The following is a 17089-nucleotide window of genomic DNA, read 5'->3' as shown; positions in this document are numbered from 1 at the left end:
CATGTCCCGGATCAAGGAGTTCAACCTGCCCGACCTGGGCGAGGGCCTGACCGAGGGCGAGATCCTCGCCTGGCTGGTCAAGGTGGGTGACGACATCGAGCTGAACCAGCCGATCGTCGAGGTGGAGACCGCGAAGGCGGCGGTCGAGATCCCGGCGAAGTGGGCCGGCCGGGTGCAGGCGATCTTCCACCCGGAGGGCGCCACGGTCGAGGTGGGCAGCCCGATCATCGCCATCGACACCGACCCGAACGCCGGGCCGGTCGAGCAGTCGACGACCGGCGCGCCGGCCTCCGCGCTGCCCACCCCGTCGGCGGCCTCGCTGGCCGCCGTCGAGGTCGCGCCCGAGGAGGGCATGGTCGAGCCGGGCCTGATCGGTGGCGTGGCGCCGGGTGGACGTACCGCCGTGCTGGTCGGCTACGGCCCGCGCAACGCGCCGGCCAAGCGCCGCCCGCGCAAGGGCGGCGCCCCGGCCCAGGCCACGCCGGCGCAAGCCGTGCCGACCCCGGTGCAGGCCGTTCCGGCGCCGGCCCCGGTGGTTCCGGCGCACAACGGCAACGGCAACGGCCGGGCGGGTGTCGGTCCGGTGCTGGCCAAGCCGCCGGTCCGCAAGCTCGCCAAGGACCTCGGGGTCGACCTGGGCACGCTGACCGGTTCCGGTCCGCTGGGCTCGATCACCCGCGAGGACGTACAGCGGGCGGCGAGCGGGACCCCGGCGGCGGCCGAGCCGCTGACGGTCACCGCGCCGGCCGCGCCGGCCGCGAGCTTCGGCGCGGACCGCGAGCAGCGCATCCCGGTCAAGGGGGTACGCAAGCTGACCGCGGAGAACATGGCCCGCTCGGCGTTCACCGCCCCGCACGTCACGGAGTTCCTGACCGTCGACGTGACCCGCGCGATGAAGGCGCTGGACCGGCTCCGCGACCGGCGCGAGTGGCGCGACGTGCGGGTCTCGCCGCTGCTGCTGGTCGCGAAGGCGGTGCTGCTGGCGGTCGAGCGGCACCCGATGGTCAACTCGACCTGGGCCGGCGACGAGATCGTGGTCAAGGAGTACGTCAACCTGGGCATCGCGGCGGCCACCGAACGCGGTCTGATCGTGCCGAACATCAAGGACGCCGGCCGGCTCACGCTGCGCGAGCTGGCGGACGCGATGACGGCGCTGGTGCAGACCGCGAAGTCGGGGAAGACGTCCCCGGCGGACATGTCCGGCGGCACGCTCACCATCACCAACGTCGGCGTCTTCGGCGTCGACACCGGTACGCCGATCCTGCCCCCGGGCGAGTCGGCGATCCTCGCCTTCGGCGCGGTCCGCGAGCAGCCGTGGGTGCACAAGGGCAAGGTCAAGCCGCGCCTGGTCACCACGCTCGGGCTCTCCTTCGACCACCGGATCGTCGACGGTGAGCTGGGTTCGAAGTTCCTCCGCGACATCGGGGACTTCCTGGCCGACCCGGAGGCGGCGCTGCTCGCCTGGACCTGACGTACCACCGCTCCGGCCACGGCCGGTGTGCCACGGGTGAACGCCCGGCACACCGGCCGTTGCCGTTGGGGAAAGGAATCGTCGGCTTCAAGGGGCTCTGGACCTACGATCCTTAGGCACGTGGCTCAGCTCACCTTGTAATCGATGGCAATCGGCCGTCCGGTGCGCTTAAATAGAGACATCAAGGGGCTGACAACCGAATAGCCAGGAGGAGAGACCCAAGATGAGCATGATCGAGCGAATCCGCACCCGCCGCGACGCCAACCGCCGGGCCCGTGCCATCGAGCACGCCCTGCGTTCCGCCAACTCGCCCGCGGTCCGCGCCGAGCTTCTCGCCATCGCCCAGCGTCACATGAGCTGACGCCACCGACGTTTCTCACCTCCTCCAGTTCGAAGACCCGCCCGGCACCCCGGGCGGGTCTTCGGCGTTCCGCGTGGTTCGGCACCGGGATTCCACCTCGCCGCACCGCCCGGTACGGTTGGCACGGTCGCCAACCGACTGCTCCGGACCGACGCGAGAAAACGAAACTCATCGACGTCGACCGGTGACTTTCGGTGACGGCCGGTGCTCCCCCGAGCGCCCCCGGGCGACCACCGGATACGGTGCGGGGAGCCCGCACGGCCGGTACCCGCCGGCGACGCCGGCAGCCATGCCGACGGTCCTCGACCGGCATCGGCGGTCGACCTGTGATGGAGGAGGCGCACCCATGACGTCCGAGGCTCCGCACCACCCCGGCCAGGAGCCGGGCGAGGTGTCGCCGGGCACCGGCGGACCGGTGCCGTACGGCGATCAGCCGGCGCAGCAGGACAACGGGTACAACGGCACGCCCGACCTCGGCTGGGCCCCGCCCCCGCCGACCGGTCGGCCCGCCCCGCCGGCCCCGGCCTGGGCCGCGGCCGACGAGCAGCCGCCCGCCTGGGCCCCACCCGCCGGCCAGCACGTCACCGGCCGGGCCACCGCCCAGGTGCCCCCGCCCGCCGAGCCGGGCGGCCGGGGTTCGCAGCCCGCCTGGGACGGCCCCGAGCAGGGCACGCCCGCCTGGGCCGCCGCCGGCCCGGGCGTTCCCGCGTGGGGGCCGGGCGAGTCGGGCCGTCCGGACCGCTCCGGCGAGCCGGCACCGCCGGCCTGGGCCCCGGCACCGCCCGGCGGTCCCGCCGAGCCGGCGCCGCCCGCCTGGGCCACCGAGCAGAACCGTCCCGGCCCCCGGGGCACCGCCGCGGAGCAGCCCGCCTGGGCGCAACCCGAGGCCGGCGCGCGGGGCACCGGCTACGTCCCGGCCCCGGCCACCGTGCCGAACGAGTCCTGGGTCACCCCCGCCGGCCCGGACGACCCGAACCGCTCCGGCGGATTCGCCCCGGCCGCCCAGCGCGGCGTCGACGCCGGCCACTCCGGAGGCTGGGCCGCCGGCACCGCCGCCCAGCCGGACGACCCGAACCGCTCCGGCGGGTGGGCGTCACGCGACGAGCAGCCCGGCGCGCAGCCGGAGGACCCGAGCCGCTCCGGCGGGTGGACCCCGCGCGACGCCCAGCCGGCCTGGGTTCCGCCCGGTCAGCAGAGCGGGGCCACCTGGCCGCCGGCCGAACCGCCGGCCCGAGCCGCCGCCAAGGTCTCCGTACCCGGGGCCGTCCGGCCGGACCAGGCGTGGTCCACTCCGGAGCAGTCCGACCAGGACAACCAGGCCACCCGCGCCGAGGACGACCCGCACCGCTCCGGCGGTTGGCAGGCGGCCGGCGGGCAGCAGCACGACGAGCCGGCCCGTTCCGGCGGTTGGCCCGCCCCGCAGGCGGAGAACCGGGCGGGCGGCTGGGACGGTTCCACTCGGGACGACGACCTGGACCGATCCGGCGGTTGGGCCGCGGGTGGCCGCGCCGCCGAGGTCCCGCAGCCCGGCGCCTGGGGCGAGCCGGAGCAGCCCCGGTCCGCCGGCTGGAACAACGCCCCGGCCCTGCCGCAGCGCGACGCCGACGACCAGGCCGGCGGCTGGAACAACGCCCCCGCACTGCCGCAGCGCGACGCCGACGACCAGGCCGGCGGCTGGAACAACGCCCCCGCGTTGCCGCAACGGGACGGCGACGGGCCGGCCGGCGGCTGGGGCGGCGCCGCGACCGGGCCGCAGCAGCGGGAGTCCGAGCGGCCGGCGGACGAGCCGGCCCAGCCCGGATGGGGCGGCAACCAGGACGGGCGGTCGACCCCCGAGCCCTGGTCGCCCGCCGAGGCCTGGGGCCAGCCCGACGACGCCCCGCCGGCACCGTCGCGCGGCTGGCAGCCGGCCGAGGACGCACCGGTCTACCAGCCCGCGCCCGCGCCGGGCATCTCCCCCGGCCACGCGGTGCCGCTGCCCGCGCAGGGCCAGCGGGTGCCGGGTGCCGCACTGGCGGCCGCACCGCCCGCCGACCATCCGGCCGCCGCGCAGTTCGGCCCGGCCGAGCGGGAACCCCAGGCGTACGAGCCGGAGCGCGGTGACGCCGGCTGGGGCGCCCGGCCCGGACCCGAGGAGCCGCAGTCGCCGGCCGGCCCGGTCGTTCCCGGCCCGCGTACGTCGCCCGAGGCCGGCGCCTCCGGCCCGGTCTCGGCCAGCGCGTCCGTGCCGGTGGCCAGCCGGGTCACGCCGCCGTCCGACCAGCCGGTGCACCCGACCGGCGCGGCCACGCCGCAGCCCCGGGTGTACGGCCGGCCGACCCGGCCGGAGCCCGAGGACGCGTCCGGCGCGGACGATGCGCACGGCTACCCCGGCCCGGACGGTCCGTCCGCCTTCGCGGGCCCGCAGACCCGCCCGGACGACGGACCCGGCTTCGGGTCCCCGTCCCGGGCCGACGACGGAGCCGGCTACGGCGGGTCCCCGTCCCGGGGCGACGACGGACGCAGCTTCGCCGGGCCGCAGGGGCGTCCTGACGACGCGCACAACTTCGCCGGCCAGCAGTCCCGGTCCGACGACGCACCCGGCTTCGGCGGACCGCACTCCCGGCCGGACGACGCACCCGCCTTCGGCGGGCCGCAGTCGCGGTCCGACGGCCCGCACGGCTACCCCGGCCAGGACGGTCCGCCCGGCTTCGGCGGGCCGCAGTCCCGGTCCGACGACGACGGCCCGCGCGGATACGCCGACCGGCCGTCCTCGCCGGCCGGTCCGCCGCCGTTCCCGGTCGGGGTGCCGTCCTTCGTGGACCCGCCCGGCAACAACCGCCCCGCCAACGGGGTGCACCCGCAGGACGGCGAGCCCGGCGAGCCACGTGACTCCTTCGGTGGCCCGGGCGGCCAGCAGAACCCGTTCGGCGGGCCCGGCGGTCACCAGGACCCGTTCGGCGGGCCCGGCGGTCGTCGCGACCCGTTCGGCGGCCCGGGTGGCCAGCAGGACGCGTACGGGCCGTCGGCCGGTGGGCGTGCCTCGGTCGCCGTACCGGGTCAGGGTCCGGCCGGCGAGCCCGGCGGCTTCCCGCCCGCGTTCCCGCCGCCGCCCCAGCAGGCCCCGCCGGCCTGGTCCCCGGACGGGCCGGCCGACGACTCGGATCAGGGCCGCTTCGACGCGTTCAAGCCGGACGCCGAGCCGAGCACCGAGGCGCCCGCGCCGAAGGTACGCAACGGCCGGGTGCTGGCCCTGGTGCTCATCGCGGCCGTGCTGATCCTCGCCGTGCCGCTCGGCCTGCTCACGCTGCTCGGCAAGATCGACGGTGACGACAAGCCGGCGGGCTTCGATCCGGCGGTCGGCTCCTGCATCAAGCAGTCCGGCGCGACCGCCGCGCCTGCGGAATGCGGGGAGCAGGGCGCGTTCACCGTGGTGTCGAAGGTGGACAACAAGGACAAGTGCGCCGACCTGTCGCAGCCCACGGTCGTCCTTCAGGGCGGCGGCCCCAACCGGGTGCTCTGCCTGAAGCCGGCCGGCCAGTAACCCCACCCGAAGCGCCCGTCCCCGTCGGGGACGGGCGCTTCGCGCTGTCCCCACCCGGCCCCCACGCCGGCGATCATGAAGTTGGCGACGCATCCGGTCCGATTCGTCACCCGCCAACCTCATGATCGCCGTGGGAGGTGGCGGTGGCTGGGAGCGCGGGTCGGGGTGGCCGGACATCGGCGGCAAGGCCGTCACGCTGGCCGACCTGCGAGGCAGGGTCAGTGTGCTGGATTTGTAGGTAATCCTAGAAGAAGCTTGCAACTCAACTGTCTGAGACCCTAGCGTCCTCGGCATGTCCCACCATGAACACCTTGCGGATCTATACCTACGCCTATCTCTCGACCGCGAGGGAAAGACCGCCATTGAACGGCAGGAGGCAGACTGCCGCGTCTGGGCCACGCGTCACGGCTTGGAAGTTCGGGCGGTCCACATCGACCGGGGCCGGTCCGGCTACAAGGCGGTAGATCGGGCCGGATTCGACGCTGCGATATCGGCTCTCACGACCGCTACCGTCGGAACTCTGATCGTCTGGAAGGTTGACCGCCTGTCCCGGCGTGGCATGAACCAGGTCGGGCGGGTTTTGGACCAGGTCGAGAAGGTCGGCGGCCGGATTGTCTTCGTGCAGGACGGCCTGGACACGTCACACCAGCAGTCCCGCCTAGTCCTAACCCTGTTGTCCGAGGTCGCCCGCAGCGAATCCGCGAACCTCGGACTACGGGTTGCCTCGGCAAAGGCCCACCTTCGCAACCTTGGCCGGTGGATCGGTGGGCAACCTCCATATGGCCTCACCATCGAGGGCGACGGGCGGCTTGGCCACGACCCCCGCACCGCGCCAACCGCTCGCGAGATCGCCGAGCGCGCGCTGACCGGCGAGCCCTTGGTCCGAATCGCCCGTGACCTGAATGCTCGCCAGATCCCCTCGCCGCGCGGCGGTGTCTGGGGCGTAGGGACTTTGTCGCAACTCTTGAAAGGTCCAGCGTTCGCAGGGCTCCTGCCCGAGACCATGAAGCGCGATGGTAAGTACACGGGGAAGGTGGTTCCGTGGCGCAATCCCGAGACAGGCGAAACCGTCGAGATCGGGCAAGGGATCATCACTTCCGCTGAACAACTACAGATTGCGCGCATCCTCGAAGAGCGCACAGCTATCGACCCGACGGGCCTCCATCGTGGGGTGAGGGCTCAGGTTTCCCACCTCCTGACCGGCTTCTTGCGGTGCGGAGGGTGCAGAGGTCGCATGTCGGCCGCCGGGAAGTCCTACGTCTGCCAGGGGCGGCGCCTCGGTCACCCCTGCCCGGCGCACACGACCGCATTTATCGCGGCCGTAGATCGCGCCGTAGTCGCCATGTTCATCGCTCGACTCGCCGCGACGGAACCAGGTGATCCGTTGCTCGACGTCGTGGCCGAGCGCTGGGTCGCTCGCCATAATCCTGAAATAATCCGCGAGCGGACCACCATCCAGAACGCCTTAGACGACGCCAACGCTGCCTTAGTCGACCTCGAAGACGCCCGATATCTTCGCGGCGAGTTCGTCGGTCCCGAGGCCGTGAAGCGATGGGAACGGCTACACGAACGCCTGACCGACCGCGTCGCCGGGCTCCGCCGCAATCTCGCCGGCTTACCCCTGCCGGAGGTAGATATCAGTCCACTACTCGACCCTGTTTCAGCTCGCGAAGCGTGGGACATTGCTCCCCTCGGCGACCGGCGCGACCTCCTCGGCCTAGCCATAAACGCCATAACCGTCCTATCGGCGAATGGTCGACGGGGTGTCCGATTCGACCCAGACGCACGCCTCCGGTTTACCTGGGCCGACGAGCTCGAGCCTGTACCCGCCAACGCCTGAGACTCCCCCGCCGACCAAGCATGTAGACCAGCCGAGCGACGCAGATACCCGTGCAAAGCGGACGACTTCGGGCCTCGACCGGCACGGCGGGCGAGGGCCAGCTCGACCGGCGGAGCCTCCTTTCGACCCACCAGCAGGCGAGCCGCCCTTTCGCAACACACGCCACCCGCTTCCTGATCGCGAGCAAGCCCGAGGAAGGTAGTTCAACGGCGCAGCGGGTCGAGTGTCGTCCGGGTCACGGCACCCGTTTCGCTCCGCGCTGGCATGGCAGGCTGACAGATATGGGAACAACACCGCGCGTACGTGCCCCTGAGCTGCGAGGCCGACAGTGGCTCAATACGGGTGGACAGAACCTGACATTGCAGGACCTCCGAGGTCGCTGCGTCTTATTGGACTTTTGGACCTTCTGCTGCATCAACTGCCTGCACGTGCTGGACGAGCTGCGCCCGCTCGAGGAGAAGTACGGCGACGTGCTGGTGGTGATCGGGGTGCACTCGCCGAAGTTCGAGCACGAGAAGGACCCGGACGCGCTGGCCGCGGCCGTCGAGCGGTACGGCGTGCACCACCCGGTGCTCGACGACCCCGAGCTGGACATGTGGCAGCAGTACGCGGCGAAGGCGTGGCCGACGCTGTCGGTGGTCGACCCGGAGGGTTACGTGGTGGCCACCATGGCCGGCGAGGGGCACGCCGAAGGGCTGGCCCGGCTCATCGACGACCTGATCGCCACGCACGAGGCGAAGGGCACGCTGCACCGGGGCGAGGGCCCGTACGTGCCGCCGGCCGAGCCGGAGACGGCGCTGCGCTTCCCCGGCAAGGCCGTCCCGCTCGACGGCGGTCACCTGCTGGTCTCCGACTCGGCCCGGCACTCCCTGGTCGAGCTGGCCCCGGACGGGGAGACCGTGGTGCGCCGGATCGGCACGGGCACCCGTGGCCGCACCGACGGCCCGCCGGCCGCCGCCACCTTCGCCGAGCCGCAGGGGCTCTGCCTGTTGCCCCCGCACGTCGCCGAGGTGGCCGGTTACGACCTGGTCGTCGCGGACACGGTCAACCACCTGCTGCGCGGCGTACGGCTGGAGACCGGCGAGGTGGTCACCGTGGCCGGTACCGGGCGGCAGTGGCGCTCGACGGTCGACGACCACGCGCACGACGCGCGCGCGGTCGACCTCTCCTCCCCGTGGGACGTGGCCTGGTACGACGACCGGGTGATCGTGGCGATGGCCGGCATCCACCAGCTCTGGTGGTTCGATCCGATCAAGCGGACCGCCGGCATGTACGCCGGCACCACTGTCGAGGCGCTGCGCGACGGTCCGCTGCCGGACGTCTGGATGGCCCAGCCCTCCGGGTTGTCCGTCTCGGCCGACGGTTCCCGGCTCTGGATCGCCGACAGCGAGACCAGCGCGGTCCGCTGGATCGAGGCCGGCGTGATGCACACCGCCGTGGGTCAGGGCCTGTTCGACTTCGGGCACGTCGACGGCCCGGCCGATCAGGCCCTGCTCCAGCATCCGCTGGGCGTGTGCGCGCTGCCGGACGGCTCGGTGCTGATCGCGGACACGTACAACGGCGCGGTGCGCCGCTTCGACCCGGCGACCGGGCAGGTCGGGACCGTGGCCGACGGGCTGGCCGAGCCGAGCGACCTGGTGGTCACCGGGGAGGGGGAGGTGCTGGTGGTCGAGTCGGCGGCGCACCGGTTGACCCGGCTGGCGCCCGGCGCGCTGACCGCGGCCGGCGCGAGCACGGTGGCGGGCCCGCGGCATCGGATGGAGCGCAGGCCCACCGACGTGGCGGCCGGGGAGCTGACGCTGGACGTGATCTTCACACCGGCGCCGGGGCAGAAGCTCGACGAGACGTACGGGCCGTCGACCCGGCTGGTGGTCTCGGCGTCCCCGCCGGAACTGCTGGTCGACGGCGCCGGTACGACCACCGACCTGTCCCGGCGGCTGGTGGTCAGCGGGGACGTGGCGCAGGGGGTGTTGCAGGTGACCGCCCAGGCGGCGACCTGCGACGCCGACGTCGAGCACGCCGCCTGCCACCTGACCCGGCAGGACTGGGGCGTGCCGGTCCGGGTGGTCACCGGTGGCGCCACCCGCCTCCCCCTGGTCCTGCGCGGCCTCGACGAGTCCTGAGCTGACAAGTGTTAAAAGGGGCCCCCTGTTATGCAGAATGCGTTAACAGGGGCCCCCTCCTTTCACGCGAACGGAGTGAGCGTGACCCCCGCGTCGATGAGCGCGGCGCGCACCAGCTCCGCGCACCGCACCGCCCCCGGCGTGTCCCCGTGCAGGCAGATGGACTCCACCGGGCAGGGGACCACGCTGCCGTCCACGGCGACCACGGTCCGCTCGACGGCCATCCGGACCGCCCGCACGGCGACCTGGTCCGGGTCGGTCACCAGCGCGTTCGGTGCGCTGCGGGGCACCAGCGCCCCGTTCGGCAGGTAGTTGCGGTCGGCGAAGCCCTCGGCCACCACCCGCAGGCCGGCGCCGACCGCGAGCTGGGCGAGCACGGTGCCGGGTTGGCAGAGCACCGGCAGCTCGTGGTCGTACCCGCTGATCGCCGCCACCAGCGCGGCGGCCTGCGCCTCGTCGCACGCCGCCGCGTGGTAGAGCGCGCCGTGCGGCTTGAGGTAGCGCACCCGGGTGCGGTAGAGCCGGCAGAACGCATCAAGCGCGCCGAGCTGGTAGATCGTCTCGTCGCGCAGCTCGGCGAAGTCGTAGGCGATGTGCCGCCGGCCGAAGCCGGCAAGGTCCCGGTAGCCGACCTGGGCGCCGACCGCGACGCCGCGTTCGGCGGCGGCGGCGCACACCCGGTGCATGGTGGCCGCGTCCCCGGCGTGGAAGCCGCAGGCCACGTTGGCGGAGCTGATCAGCGCGAGGAGCGCCTCGTCGTCGCCGAGCCGCCAGCTACCGAATCCCTCACCGAGGTCCGCGTTGAGGTCCATGGAACCTCACCGTAGTCCCCGGGCGGGCCTGGGCGAGCGCTGTCACGTCGTCCACCACCCCGAGGACCGGGTAGCCACCGGTGGTGGGGTGGTCGGCCAGGAAGATCAGCGGTTGGCCGTCCGGCGGCACCTGCACCGCGCCGAGCACCAGGCCCTCGCTCGGCAGTTCGCCGGCCACCGCGCGGGGCAGGGTGGCGCCGGCCAGCCGCGCGCCGACCCGGTTGCTGTCCGACCCGACGGTGTACGCGGCGCGGCACAGCAGGTCGAGCGCGGCGGGCGTGAACCAGTCCTGCCGAGGGCCGGGGCGCACGGCCAGCCACACCTCGGCCGGCACCGGCCGGGTGACGGCGAGGTCCACCGGGGGCGGCGGGCCGGCCGGTGTGCCAAGCGGCAGCCGGTCCCCGTCGCGCAGCGGCGGCGGCCCGAGGCCGGAGAGCGTGTCGGTGGACCGGCTGCCGAGCACCGGCTCGACGCTGATCCCGCCGCTGACGGCCAGCCAGGTCCGGACTCCGGCGCGGGCCGGACCGATCCGCAGCACCGCGCCGGCCGGCAGCGACAACGGCCGTCCCACGTCCCCGGGCCGCCGGACGCGCCCAGCGGGCGGCTCGGCGTCGTCGGCCACCGCCCTCGGACCGACGCGGGCCGGCGGGCCGGCGGGGCCGGGTTCCGACCGGACGCCGGTCGACTCCGGGCGAGGAGGGTGCTCGACGTGCACGTCGGCCAGGGCGCCGGTGAGCGCGACGGTGACCGCCCGGGTGAGGCGCAGCACGCAGCCGGTCAGGGTGATCTCCAGGCCGGCGGCGTGCTCCGGGTTGCCGACGAGGCGGTTGGCCAGGCGCAGGGCGGCCGGGTCGAGCGCGCCGGAGCGCGGCACGCCGAGGTGGGCCCAGCCGGGCCGGCCCTGGTCCTGGACGGTGGTGAGCGCGCCGGCCCGCAGCACCTCGATCATGGCGTGTCGACGAACCGGACCCGGGTGCCGGGCGTGAGCCGGGCCGGCGGGTCGGCTCGCACGTCGAAGAGGGTCAGTTCGGTCCGCCCGACCAGCAGCCAGCCGCCGGGGGAGGCGGTGGGGTAGATGCCCGCGTACGGGCCGGCCAGCGCGACCGAGCCGGCCGGCACCCGGGTACGCGGGGTGGCGAGCCGCGGCACGGCCAGCTCCGGCGGCAGCCCGGTGAGGTAGCCGAACCCGGGCGCGAAGCCGCAGAACGCGACGCGGAACTCGGTGCGCCGCAGCCGGTCGACCACGGCCGGCACCTCGACGCCCCAGTGGTCGGCGACGGCGGGCAGGTCCGCCCCGTCGTACGCGACGGGCACCCGGATCTCGGCGGTGGTGACGCCGGCTGCGGTGTCCCGGGGCTGCCAGCCGGCGATCCGCGCGGCGGTGGCCGCCGGGTCGGGCACGCCGTCGAGCAGCACGGTGAGCGCGGCGGGGACGATCTCGACCGCGGCCAGCTCGCCGGCCGCCCGCCGGTGCCACAGCTCGGCGCGCCACGCCTCGACCTGGTCGGGGTCGTCGCAGTCGAGCAGCAGGGCGTGCGCCCCGACGGGTCGGATCCGCATCCGGTCATCCTCGCGTCGTCGGGCGTGACGGTCCACACTACTTGCAAGTAACCTACGGTGTCGTAACCTGATGAGGTGACCAGCTCCGCACCGCTCCGGCTCCGGCCGGTCGACATCGGAAAGCCGCGCATGCGCGGCTGGCTCCACGCGTACGCGTTCTTCGCCGCGCTCGTCTGCGGCATCGTCCTCTGTTCGATCGCCGCCACCCGGCCCGGCTGGGCGCCGCTGGTGAGCTGCCTGATCTACAGCCTCACCGTGTGCGGGCTCTTCGGCACCAGCGCGCTCTACCACCGGCGGGTCTGGTCCGAGCGCGGCTACCAGATCATGCGCCGGATGGACCACTCGATGATCTTCGTGTTCATCGCCGGCACCTACACGCCGTTCTGCGTGCTGCTGCTCGACACCCGGTACGCCACGATCATGCTCAGCCTGGTCTGGGGCGGCGCGCTGGCCGGCGTCGCGGTCAAGATGATCTGGCCGCACGCGCCGCGCTGGGTCTCCGCCCCGCTCTACCTGGCGCTCGGCTGGGTGGCGGTGGCGATGCTGCCGGAGATCCTGCACTCCGGCGGCGTCACCGCGCTGGTGCTGCTGAGCGTGGGCGGCGCGATCTACAGCGTGGGCGCGGTGTTCTACGCGCTGCGCCGGCCGAACCCGTGGCCCACCGTCTTCGGCCACCACGAGTTCTTCCACGCCTGCACGCTGGTCGCGGCGATCTGCCACCACATCGCGATCTACTTCGCGCTGTTCGCCTGAGCCGGCGCGCGCGAACCAGGCCCGGACGTGCACGAGGGCCCCGCGCCGTTGCGGGGCCCTCGGGTCTCGGGGTGGGTCAGGCCGGGTAGCCCGAGCCCGGGCGGCGCACCTCGCGGTACTCCTCGCGCACGACCCGGTCGCCCTGCACCGGCACCACCGGCTCGGCGACGACCTGCTGGCGCACCGGAGCGGCGACCACGCGGCGCCGGCTGTTCCAGAAGTAGAGCGTGGTGAGCAGACCGGCGAGCCCGGCGAGCATGAGCACCCAGCCCACCACGTTGAGGTTCAGCCATCCCAGGTCGGCGTCGATGGCGAACGCGAAGATCGCGCCGAGCGCGATGAGGAAGATGCTGGCACCGATGCCCATGACGTCGCCTCCTTGGCGTCCTGCTGGCGTTTCTGCCCGCCGCGGCCATGGATGAGGTAGCGGCACACATCGACATACCCAGGCGGTCCGAACACCAATCAGGCAAGCTGGGCGGATGACGGACGGCAGGAACCGGCAGCGGACGTTGGTGCTGTTGCGGCACGCCAAGGCCGAGCAGTCCCGGGACGCCCCGGACGCGGAACGGCCGCTGACCGCGCGGGGTCACGCCGACGCCGCGGCGGCGGGCGCCTGGCTGGCCCGCCACGGGCTGCTCCCCGACGTGGTGCTCTGCTCGCCGGCCCGGCGCACCCGGCAGACCTGGCACGGCGTGGCGCTGGGCCTGACCGGGTCCCCACCGGAGGGCGGCCCGGCGGGACCGACGCCCGCGGTGCGGTACGAGCCGACCGCGTACGAGGCGCACCCGGACGACCTGCTGGAGCTGGTCCGGTCGGTGGACCCGGCGGCCGGCACGGTCCTGCTCGTCGCGCACAACCCGGGCGTCTCGCTGCTCTCGGCACTGCTCGACCCGGAACGGGCGGATCCGGACGGCCTCCGCACCACCGACCTGGTGGTGCATCACCCGACCACGGGCTGGGCCGCACTCTCACGTGCCCCGCTCGCGGCCCGCCACACCGCCCGCGGTTGAGGTGCAAGGAGGGGCCCCCTCTTAACGCATTCGGCAGAGGAGGGGGCCCTGCTTAACAGTGCGGGTGAGGCCGTCAGGACGGCGGGGCCGTCGGCGGCGGCGGGTCGGGCGGCGGCGGCATCATCGCGGTCGGATGGGAGAGCCGGTTCTCCTCCACGATGAGCGTGCGGGCCCGCTTGCGGCGGTCCTGCCAGAACCACAGCGTGGTGAGCAGGACGCCCAGCCCGGCCAGGATGAAGACCCAGCCGACCGCGCGCAGGTCGATCCACCAGACGTTGGCCCGGATGGCGAAGGTCATGATCGCGCCGAGCGCGATGAGAAAGATGGCGCTGCCAATGCCCATGTGCGCTGCACTCCCCCGTGCGGTGGCCCTTGGGCGTACTCCGGTCGTGGTCCGCGACGGTTACCCGCCCACCGGCCGGCCTATCCACCTCCGGCGCCACCAACGACGCCGGCCGGCGGGCTGTCGCCCACCGGCCGGCGCGGTGAAGGGGAGAAAGAACCCGCAAGGGCTTAGAACGCCTCCTCCGGGAGGTCCATGATCTCCAGGTCGGCACCCTCGACGATCCGCCGGTCGGCGCCGATGCGGGGCAGCACCTCGCGGGCGAAGAACCGGGCAGCGGCCACCTTGCCGGTGTAGAACGCCTTGTCGGCGGCGGAGACCTCGCCGGCCAGCGCCTTGAGCGCCACGTCCGCCTGCTTCTGGAGCAGCCAGCCGACCACCAGGTCGCCGATCGCGAGCAGGAACCGGCGGCTGCTCAGGCCGACCTTGTAGAGCGCGCGGGCGTCACCGGCCTGGGCCTCACCCAGCCAACCGGTCATCACACCGATCATGTTCTGGATCTCGGCGAGCGCCTTGCCGAGCGCCTGCCGCTCCTCCTTGAGCTGGCCGTTGCCGGCCTCGGAGGCGATGTGCTCCTGGATCTCGCCGGCGACCGCCATCAGGGCCTTGCCGTTGTCCCGGACGATCTTCCGGAAGATCAGGTCGAGGCTCTGGATGGCGGTGGTGCCCTCGTACAGGGTGTCGATCTTGGCGTCCCGGACGTACTGCTCCAGCGGGTAGTCCTGGAGGAAGCCGGAACCGCCGTACGTCTGGAGCGACTCGTGCCCGAGCAGCTCGTACGCCCGCTCCGAGCCGACGCCCTTGACCAGCGGCAGCAGCAGGTCGTTGACCCGCTTGGCCAGCCTGGTGGCCTTCTCGTCGCCGGCCGCCTCGGCGACCGCGACCTTGTCCTGCCAGCTCGCGGTGTAGCAGACCAGCGCGCGCAGGCCCTCGGCGTACGACTTCTGCATCAGCAGCGAGCGACGCACGTCCGGGTGGTGGGTGATGGTGACCCGGGGGGCGGTCTTGTCGGCCTGCTGGATGAGGTCGGCGCCCTGCACCCGGTTCTTGGCGTACTCCAGCGCGTTCAGGTAGCCGGTGGAGAGCGTGGCGATGGCCTTGGTGCCGACCATCATCCGGGCGTACTCGATGATCATGAACATCTGGCGGATGCCGTCGTGCTTCTCGCCCAGCAGCCAGCCCTTGGCCGGTACGCCGTGCTCGCCGAAGGTCACCTCGCAGGTGTTGGAGACCTTCAGGCCCATCTTGTGCTCGACGTTGGTGGCGTAGACGCCGTTGCGCTCGCCCAGCTCGCCGGTCTCGGCGTCGAAGTGGAACTTCGGCACCACGAAGAGGGACAGGCCCTTGGTGCCGGGGCCGCCGACACCCTCCACGCCGACCGGTCGGGCCAGCACGTAGTGGACGATGTTGTCGCTCAGGTCGTGCTCACCGGAGGTGATGAAGCGCTTGACGCCCTCGATGTGCCACGAGCCGTCCGGCTGCTGGATCGCCCGGGTGCGGCCGGCGCCCACGTCCGAGCCGGCGTCCGGCTCGGTCAGCACCATGGTCGAGCCCCACTGCTTCTCGATGAAGAGCCGGGCCCACTTCTTCTGCTCCTCGGTGCCCTCGACGTGCAGCACGTGCGCGAAGGACGGGCCGGAGGCGTACATCCAGACCGGGGCGTTGGCACCGAGCACCAGCTCGGCCAGGGACCACCAGAGCGCGCGCGGGGCGTTCGTGCCGCCCAGGGCCTCCGGCAGGTCGAGGCGCCAGAACTCGGAGTCCATGAACGCCTGGTACGACTTCTTGAACGACTCCGGCAGCGGCGCGGTGTGCGTGGCCGGGTCGAAGACCGGCGGGTTGCGGTCGCTGTCCGAGTAGCTGGCGGCGAGGTCCTCGCGGGCCAGGCGGTCGACCTCGGAGAGGAAACTACGGGCGGTGTCGACGTCCAGGTCCGTGTACGGCTCCTGGCCGAACGTCCGGTCCGCCCCGAACACCTCGAACAGGTTGAACTCGAGGTCCCGAAGGTTGCTCTTGTAGTGGGTCATGCTCGCTGGCCCCGCTTCCGGACAGGTGTTACCGATCAGTAACTCCAGACTGTATTACTCACCGGTAGGCAACGACAACCCGATCGCGGAAGTGACAGCGATTACACACTTCCCATTCACCCGTCGGCGGCGCCGACCTCCCAGCTCGGCACCGGGGCGGCGGCCGCGCTGCGCGGGCCGGCGTACTCCATCAGGACCAGCGCGATGTCGTCGTCCAGCCGGCCCTGCACCCACTCGACCAGGGCGGTCTCCAGAGAGGCGAGCCCGTCGCCGACCGTCCCGTGGCCGAGCAGGCGCCAGGCACGGTCGGCGGTCGGGAAGAACTCGCCGTCCCGCCGGGCCTCGCCCAGCCCGTCGGTGAACAACAGCAGCCGGTCGCCCGGCTCCAGCCGCTCCACCCGGGGCCGGACCACCGGCATGAAGCCCAGCGGCGGCGCGGGCGCCGGCGGCTCCAGCGGGATCACCGCACCCCGGCGCAGCAACAGCGGCGACGGGTGCCCGCAGTTGACGATGGTGAGCGTGCCGCCGCGCTCCTCGATCAGTGCGGCGGTGACGAAGTCCTCGTCGCCGACGTTGCGGGCCACCGCCCGGTCCAGGTCGGTCACCACCGCCCGCAGGTCGGCCCGCTCGTACGCCACGTGCCGGTAGGAGCCGAGCACGATGCTGGCCAACCGGACCGCGTCCAGCCCCTTTCCCCGCACGTCCCCGATGATCATGCGGACGCCGTACGGGGTGTCCATCACCTCGTACAGGTCGCCGCCGATCTCGGCGGTGGCCGTGGAGGAGATGTAGCGCGCGGCCACCGCCAGCGTGCCGACCTGCGGACCGAGCGGACGCAGCACCGCCTGCTGGGCGACCGCGGCGAGCCGGGTCAGCTCGGCGATCCGCTCCGCCTGACGCTGCCGCACGGCCGCCGTGGCGGCGGAGATCGCGGTGGCCAGCACGATGGCGGCCACGCTGACGGCGGTCACCAGCGGCATGCCCTTCTCGGCCGCGGCGAAGGCGACCCCGGCCGCGGTGGCCAGCGCCCCCACGACCAGCACCACCTGCCAGGACGCCAGCGCACCGGCGAGGACCGGCGCGGCGGCCATCAGCGCGAGGTAGTGCACCGGCCGGCCGTCCGCCGCCTCCGCGGCCGAGACGATCGCGAGCAGCGCGAGGGCCGCGCCGAGGCCGGCGCGGGATCCGGGGCTCAGCGGGCCGCGGCCCGGCTGGAAGGGTTGCGTGCGTACATCGGACAGCATGCCTGATGGACGTGGACCG

The 17089-nt window shown here is 73.4% G+C and carries 14 protein-coding genes; 7 read left to right on the top strand and 7 right to left on the bottom strand.

All coding sequences use genetic code 11. From position 1 onward, the window contains the following. Position 1: 1 nt before the first annotated feature. The 5 genes from ACH495_RS01405 (at position 2) to ACH495_RS01385 (ending at position 9318) form a co-directional block, all read left to right on the top strand. Positions 2–1471 carry a dihydrolipoamide acetyltransferase family protein gene (locus ACH495_RS01405; protein ID WP_396856491.1) on the top strand — a complete coding sequence of 490 codons (1470 nt, stop codon included), beginning with the start codon at positions 2–4 and terminating at the stop codon, positions 1469–1471. A 223-nt stretch (positions 1472–1694) separates the two neighbouring features. Further along, positions 1695–1832, top strand: coding sequence for a hypothetical protein (locus ACH495_RS01400; RefSeq protein WP_199199845.1), 138 nt, complete (start codon positions 1695–1697; stop codon positions 1830–1832). A gap of 346 nt (positions 1833–2178) precedes the next feature. Beyond that, entirely contained in the window at positions 2179–5355 is a 3177-nt protein-coding gene (locus ACH495_RS01395) for a hypothetical protein (protein ID WP_396855794.1), read from the top strand. A gap of 292 nt (positions 5356–5647) precedes the next feature. Next, the gene (locus ACH495_RS01390; protein WP_396855793.1) at positions 5648–7195 is read left to right on the top strand and encodes a recombinase family protein; all 1548 of its coding nucleotides are present in this window, start codon (positions 5648–5650) and stop codon (positions 7193–7195) included. A 281-nt stretch (positions 7196–7476) separates the two neighbouring features. Beyond that, complete coding sequence (locus tag ACH495_RS01385; protein WP_396856490.1) at positions 7477–9318, top strand: NHL domain-containing thioredoxin family protein; 1842 nt, start codon at positions 7477–7479, stop codon at positions 9316–9318. A 62-nt stretch (positions 9319–9380) separates the two neighbouring features. Here the strand turns inward: ACH495_RS01385 and ACH495_RS01380 are convergent, their stop codons facing one another. Genes ACH495_RS01380 through ACH495_RS01370 form a run of 3 tightly spaced genes read right to left on the bottom strand, consistent with a single transcriptional unit; the run spans position 9381 to position 11690 of the window. Next, positions 9381–10130 (bottom strand): LamB/YcsF family protein, encoded by a 750-nt coding sequence (locus tag ACH495_RS01380; protein ID WP_396855792.1) that lies wholly within the window; start codon positions 10128–10130, stop codon positions 9381–9383. Next, positions 10105–11079 carry a biotin-dependent carboxyltransferase family protein gene (locus tag ACH495_RS01375; protein WP_396855791.1) on the bottom strand — a complete coding sequence of 325 codons (975 nt, stop codon included), beginning with the start codon at positions 11077–11079 and terminating at the stop codon, positions 10105–10107. The genes ACH495_RS01380 and ACH495_RS01375 overlap by 26 nt, the downstream gene beginning before the upstream one ends. Beyond that, positions 11076–11690, bottom strand: coding sequence for an allophanate hydrolase subunit 1 (locus tag ACH495_RS01370; RefSeq protein ID WP_396855790.1), 615 nt, complete (start codon positions 11688–11690; stop codon positions 11076–11078). Before ACH495_RS01370 ends, ACH495_RS01375 begins: the two co-directional genes overlap by 4 nt. 75 nt (positions 11691–11765) lie before the next feature. Here ACH495_RS01370 and ACH495_RS01365 point away from each other — a divergent pair, with 75 nt between their 5' ends. Continuing rightward, positions 11766–12443, top strand: a complete 678-nt coding sequence (locus tag ACH495_RS01365) for a hemolysin III family protein (RefSeq protein WP_396855789.1) — start codon at positions 11766–11768, stop codon at positions 12441–12443. Between the two features lie 76 nt (positions 12444–12519). Here ACH495_RS01365 and ACH495_RS01360 read toward each other — a convergent pair whose 3' ends face one another. After that, entirely contained in the window at positions 12520–12810 is a 291-nt protein-coding gene (locus ACH495_RS01360; RefSeq protein WP_396855788.1) for a DUF6458 family protein, read from the bottom strand. Between the two features lie 115 nt (positions 12811–12925). On the opposite strand from ACH495_RS01360, the gene ACH495_RS01355 reads away from it, so the two are divergent. After that, entirely contained in the window at positions 12926–13456 is a 531-nt protein-coding gene (locus ACH495_RS01355) for a SixA phosphatase family protein (RefSeq protein WP_396855787.1), read from the top strand. Between the two features lie 73 nt (positions 13457–13529). On the opposite strand, the gene ACH495_RS01350 is transcribed toward ACH495_RS01355, so the two are convergent. From ACH495_RS01350 to ACH495_RS01340, 3 genes are all read right to left on the bottom strand, one after another. Continuing rightward, positions 13530–13799, bottom strand: a complete 270-nt coding sequence (locus ACH495_RS01350; protein ID WP_013283345.1) for a DUF6458 family protein — start codon at positions 13797–13799, stop codon at positions 13530–13532. 170 nt (positions 13800–13969) lie between these two features. Beyond that, a complete protein-coding gene (locus ACH495_RS01345; RefSeq protein WP_396855786.1) occupies positions 13970–15826 on the bottom strand; it encodes an acyl-CoA dehydrogenase in 1857 nt (618 codons plus the stop codon). 116 nt (positions 15827–15942) lie between these two features. Next, entirely contained in the window at positions 15943–17070 is a 1128-nt protein-coding gene (locus ACH495_RS01340; protein ID WP_396855785.1) for a PP2C family protein-serine/threonine phosphatase, read from the bottom strand. Positions 17071–17089 lie beyond the last annotated feature (19 nt).

The sequence above is a fragment of the Micromonospora sp. NPDC018662 genome, assembly GCF_044391475.1.
Lineage (GTDB): Bacteria > Actinomycetota > Actinomycetes > Mycobacteriales > Micromonosporaceae > Micromonospora.
Note: the sequence above shows the minus strand (reverse complement) of the source record. Positions and strands in the feature narration are given on the sequence as shown.

Coding starts and splice junctions, on each gene's coding strand:
- ACH495_RS01405 (WP_396856491.1), top strand. CDS start 2: ATGTCCCGGATCAAGGAGTTCAACCTGCCCGACCTGGGCGAGGGCCTG.
- ACH495_RS01400 (WP_199199845.1), top strand. CDS start 1,695: ATGAGCATGATCGAGCGAATCCGCACCCGCCGCGACGCCAACCGCCGG.
- ACH495_RS01395 (WP_396855794.1), top strand. CDS start 2,179: ATGACGTCCGAGGCTCCGCACCACCCCGGCCAGGAGCCGGGCGAGGTG.
- ACH495_RS01390 (WP_396855793.1), top strand. CDS start 5,648: ATGTCCCACCATGAACACCTTGCGGATCTATACCTACGCCTATCTCTC.
- ACH495_RS01385 (WP_396856490.1), top strand. CDS start 7,477: ATGGGAACAACACCGCGCGTACGTGCCCCTGAGCTGCGAGGCCGACAG.
- ACH495_RS01380 (WP_396855792.1), bottom strand. CDS start 10,130: ATGGACCTCAACGCGGACCTCGGTGAGGGATTCGGTAGCTGGCGGCTC.
- ACH495_RS01375 (WP_396855791.1), bottom strand. CDS start 11,079: ATGATCGAGGTGCTGCGGGCCGGCGCGCTCACCACCGTCCAGGACCAG.
- ACH495_RS01370 (WP_396855790.1), bottom strand. CDS start 11,690: ATGCGGATCCGACCCGTCGGGGCGCACGCCCTGCTGCTCGACTGCGAC.
- ACH495_RS01360 (WP_396855788.1), bottom strand. CDS start 12,810: ATGGGCATCGGTGCCAGCATCTTCCTCATCGCGCTCGGCGCGATCTTC.
- ACH495_RS01355 (WP_396855787.1), top strand. CDS start 12,926: ATGACGGACGGCAGGAACCGGCAGCGGACGTTGGTGCTGTTGCGGCAC.
- ACH495_RS01350 (WP_013283345.1), bottom strand. CDS start 13,799: ATGGGCATTGGCAGCGCCATCTTTCTCATCGCGCTCGGCGCGATCATG.
- ACH495_RS01345 (WP_396855786.1), bottom strand. CDS start 15,826: ATGACCCACTACAAGAGCAACCTTCGGGACCTCGAGTTCAACCTGTTC.
- ACH495_RS01340 (WP_396855785.1), bottom strand. CDS start 17,070: ATGCTGTCCGATGTACGCACGCAACCCTTCCAGCCGGGCCGCGGCCCG.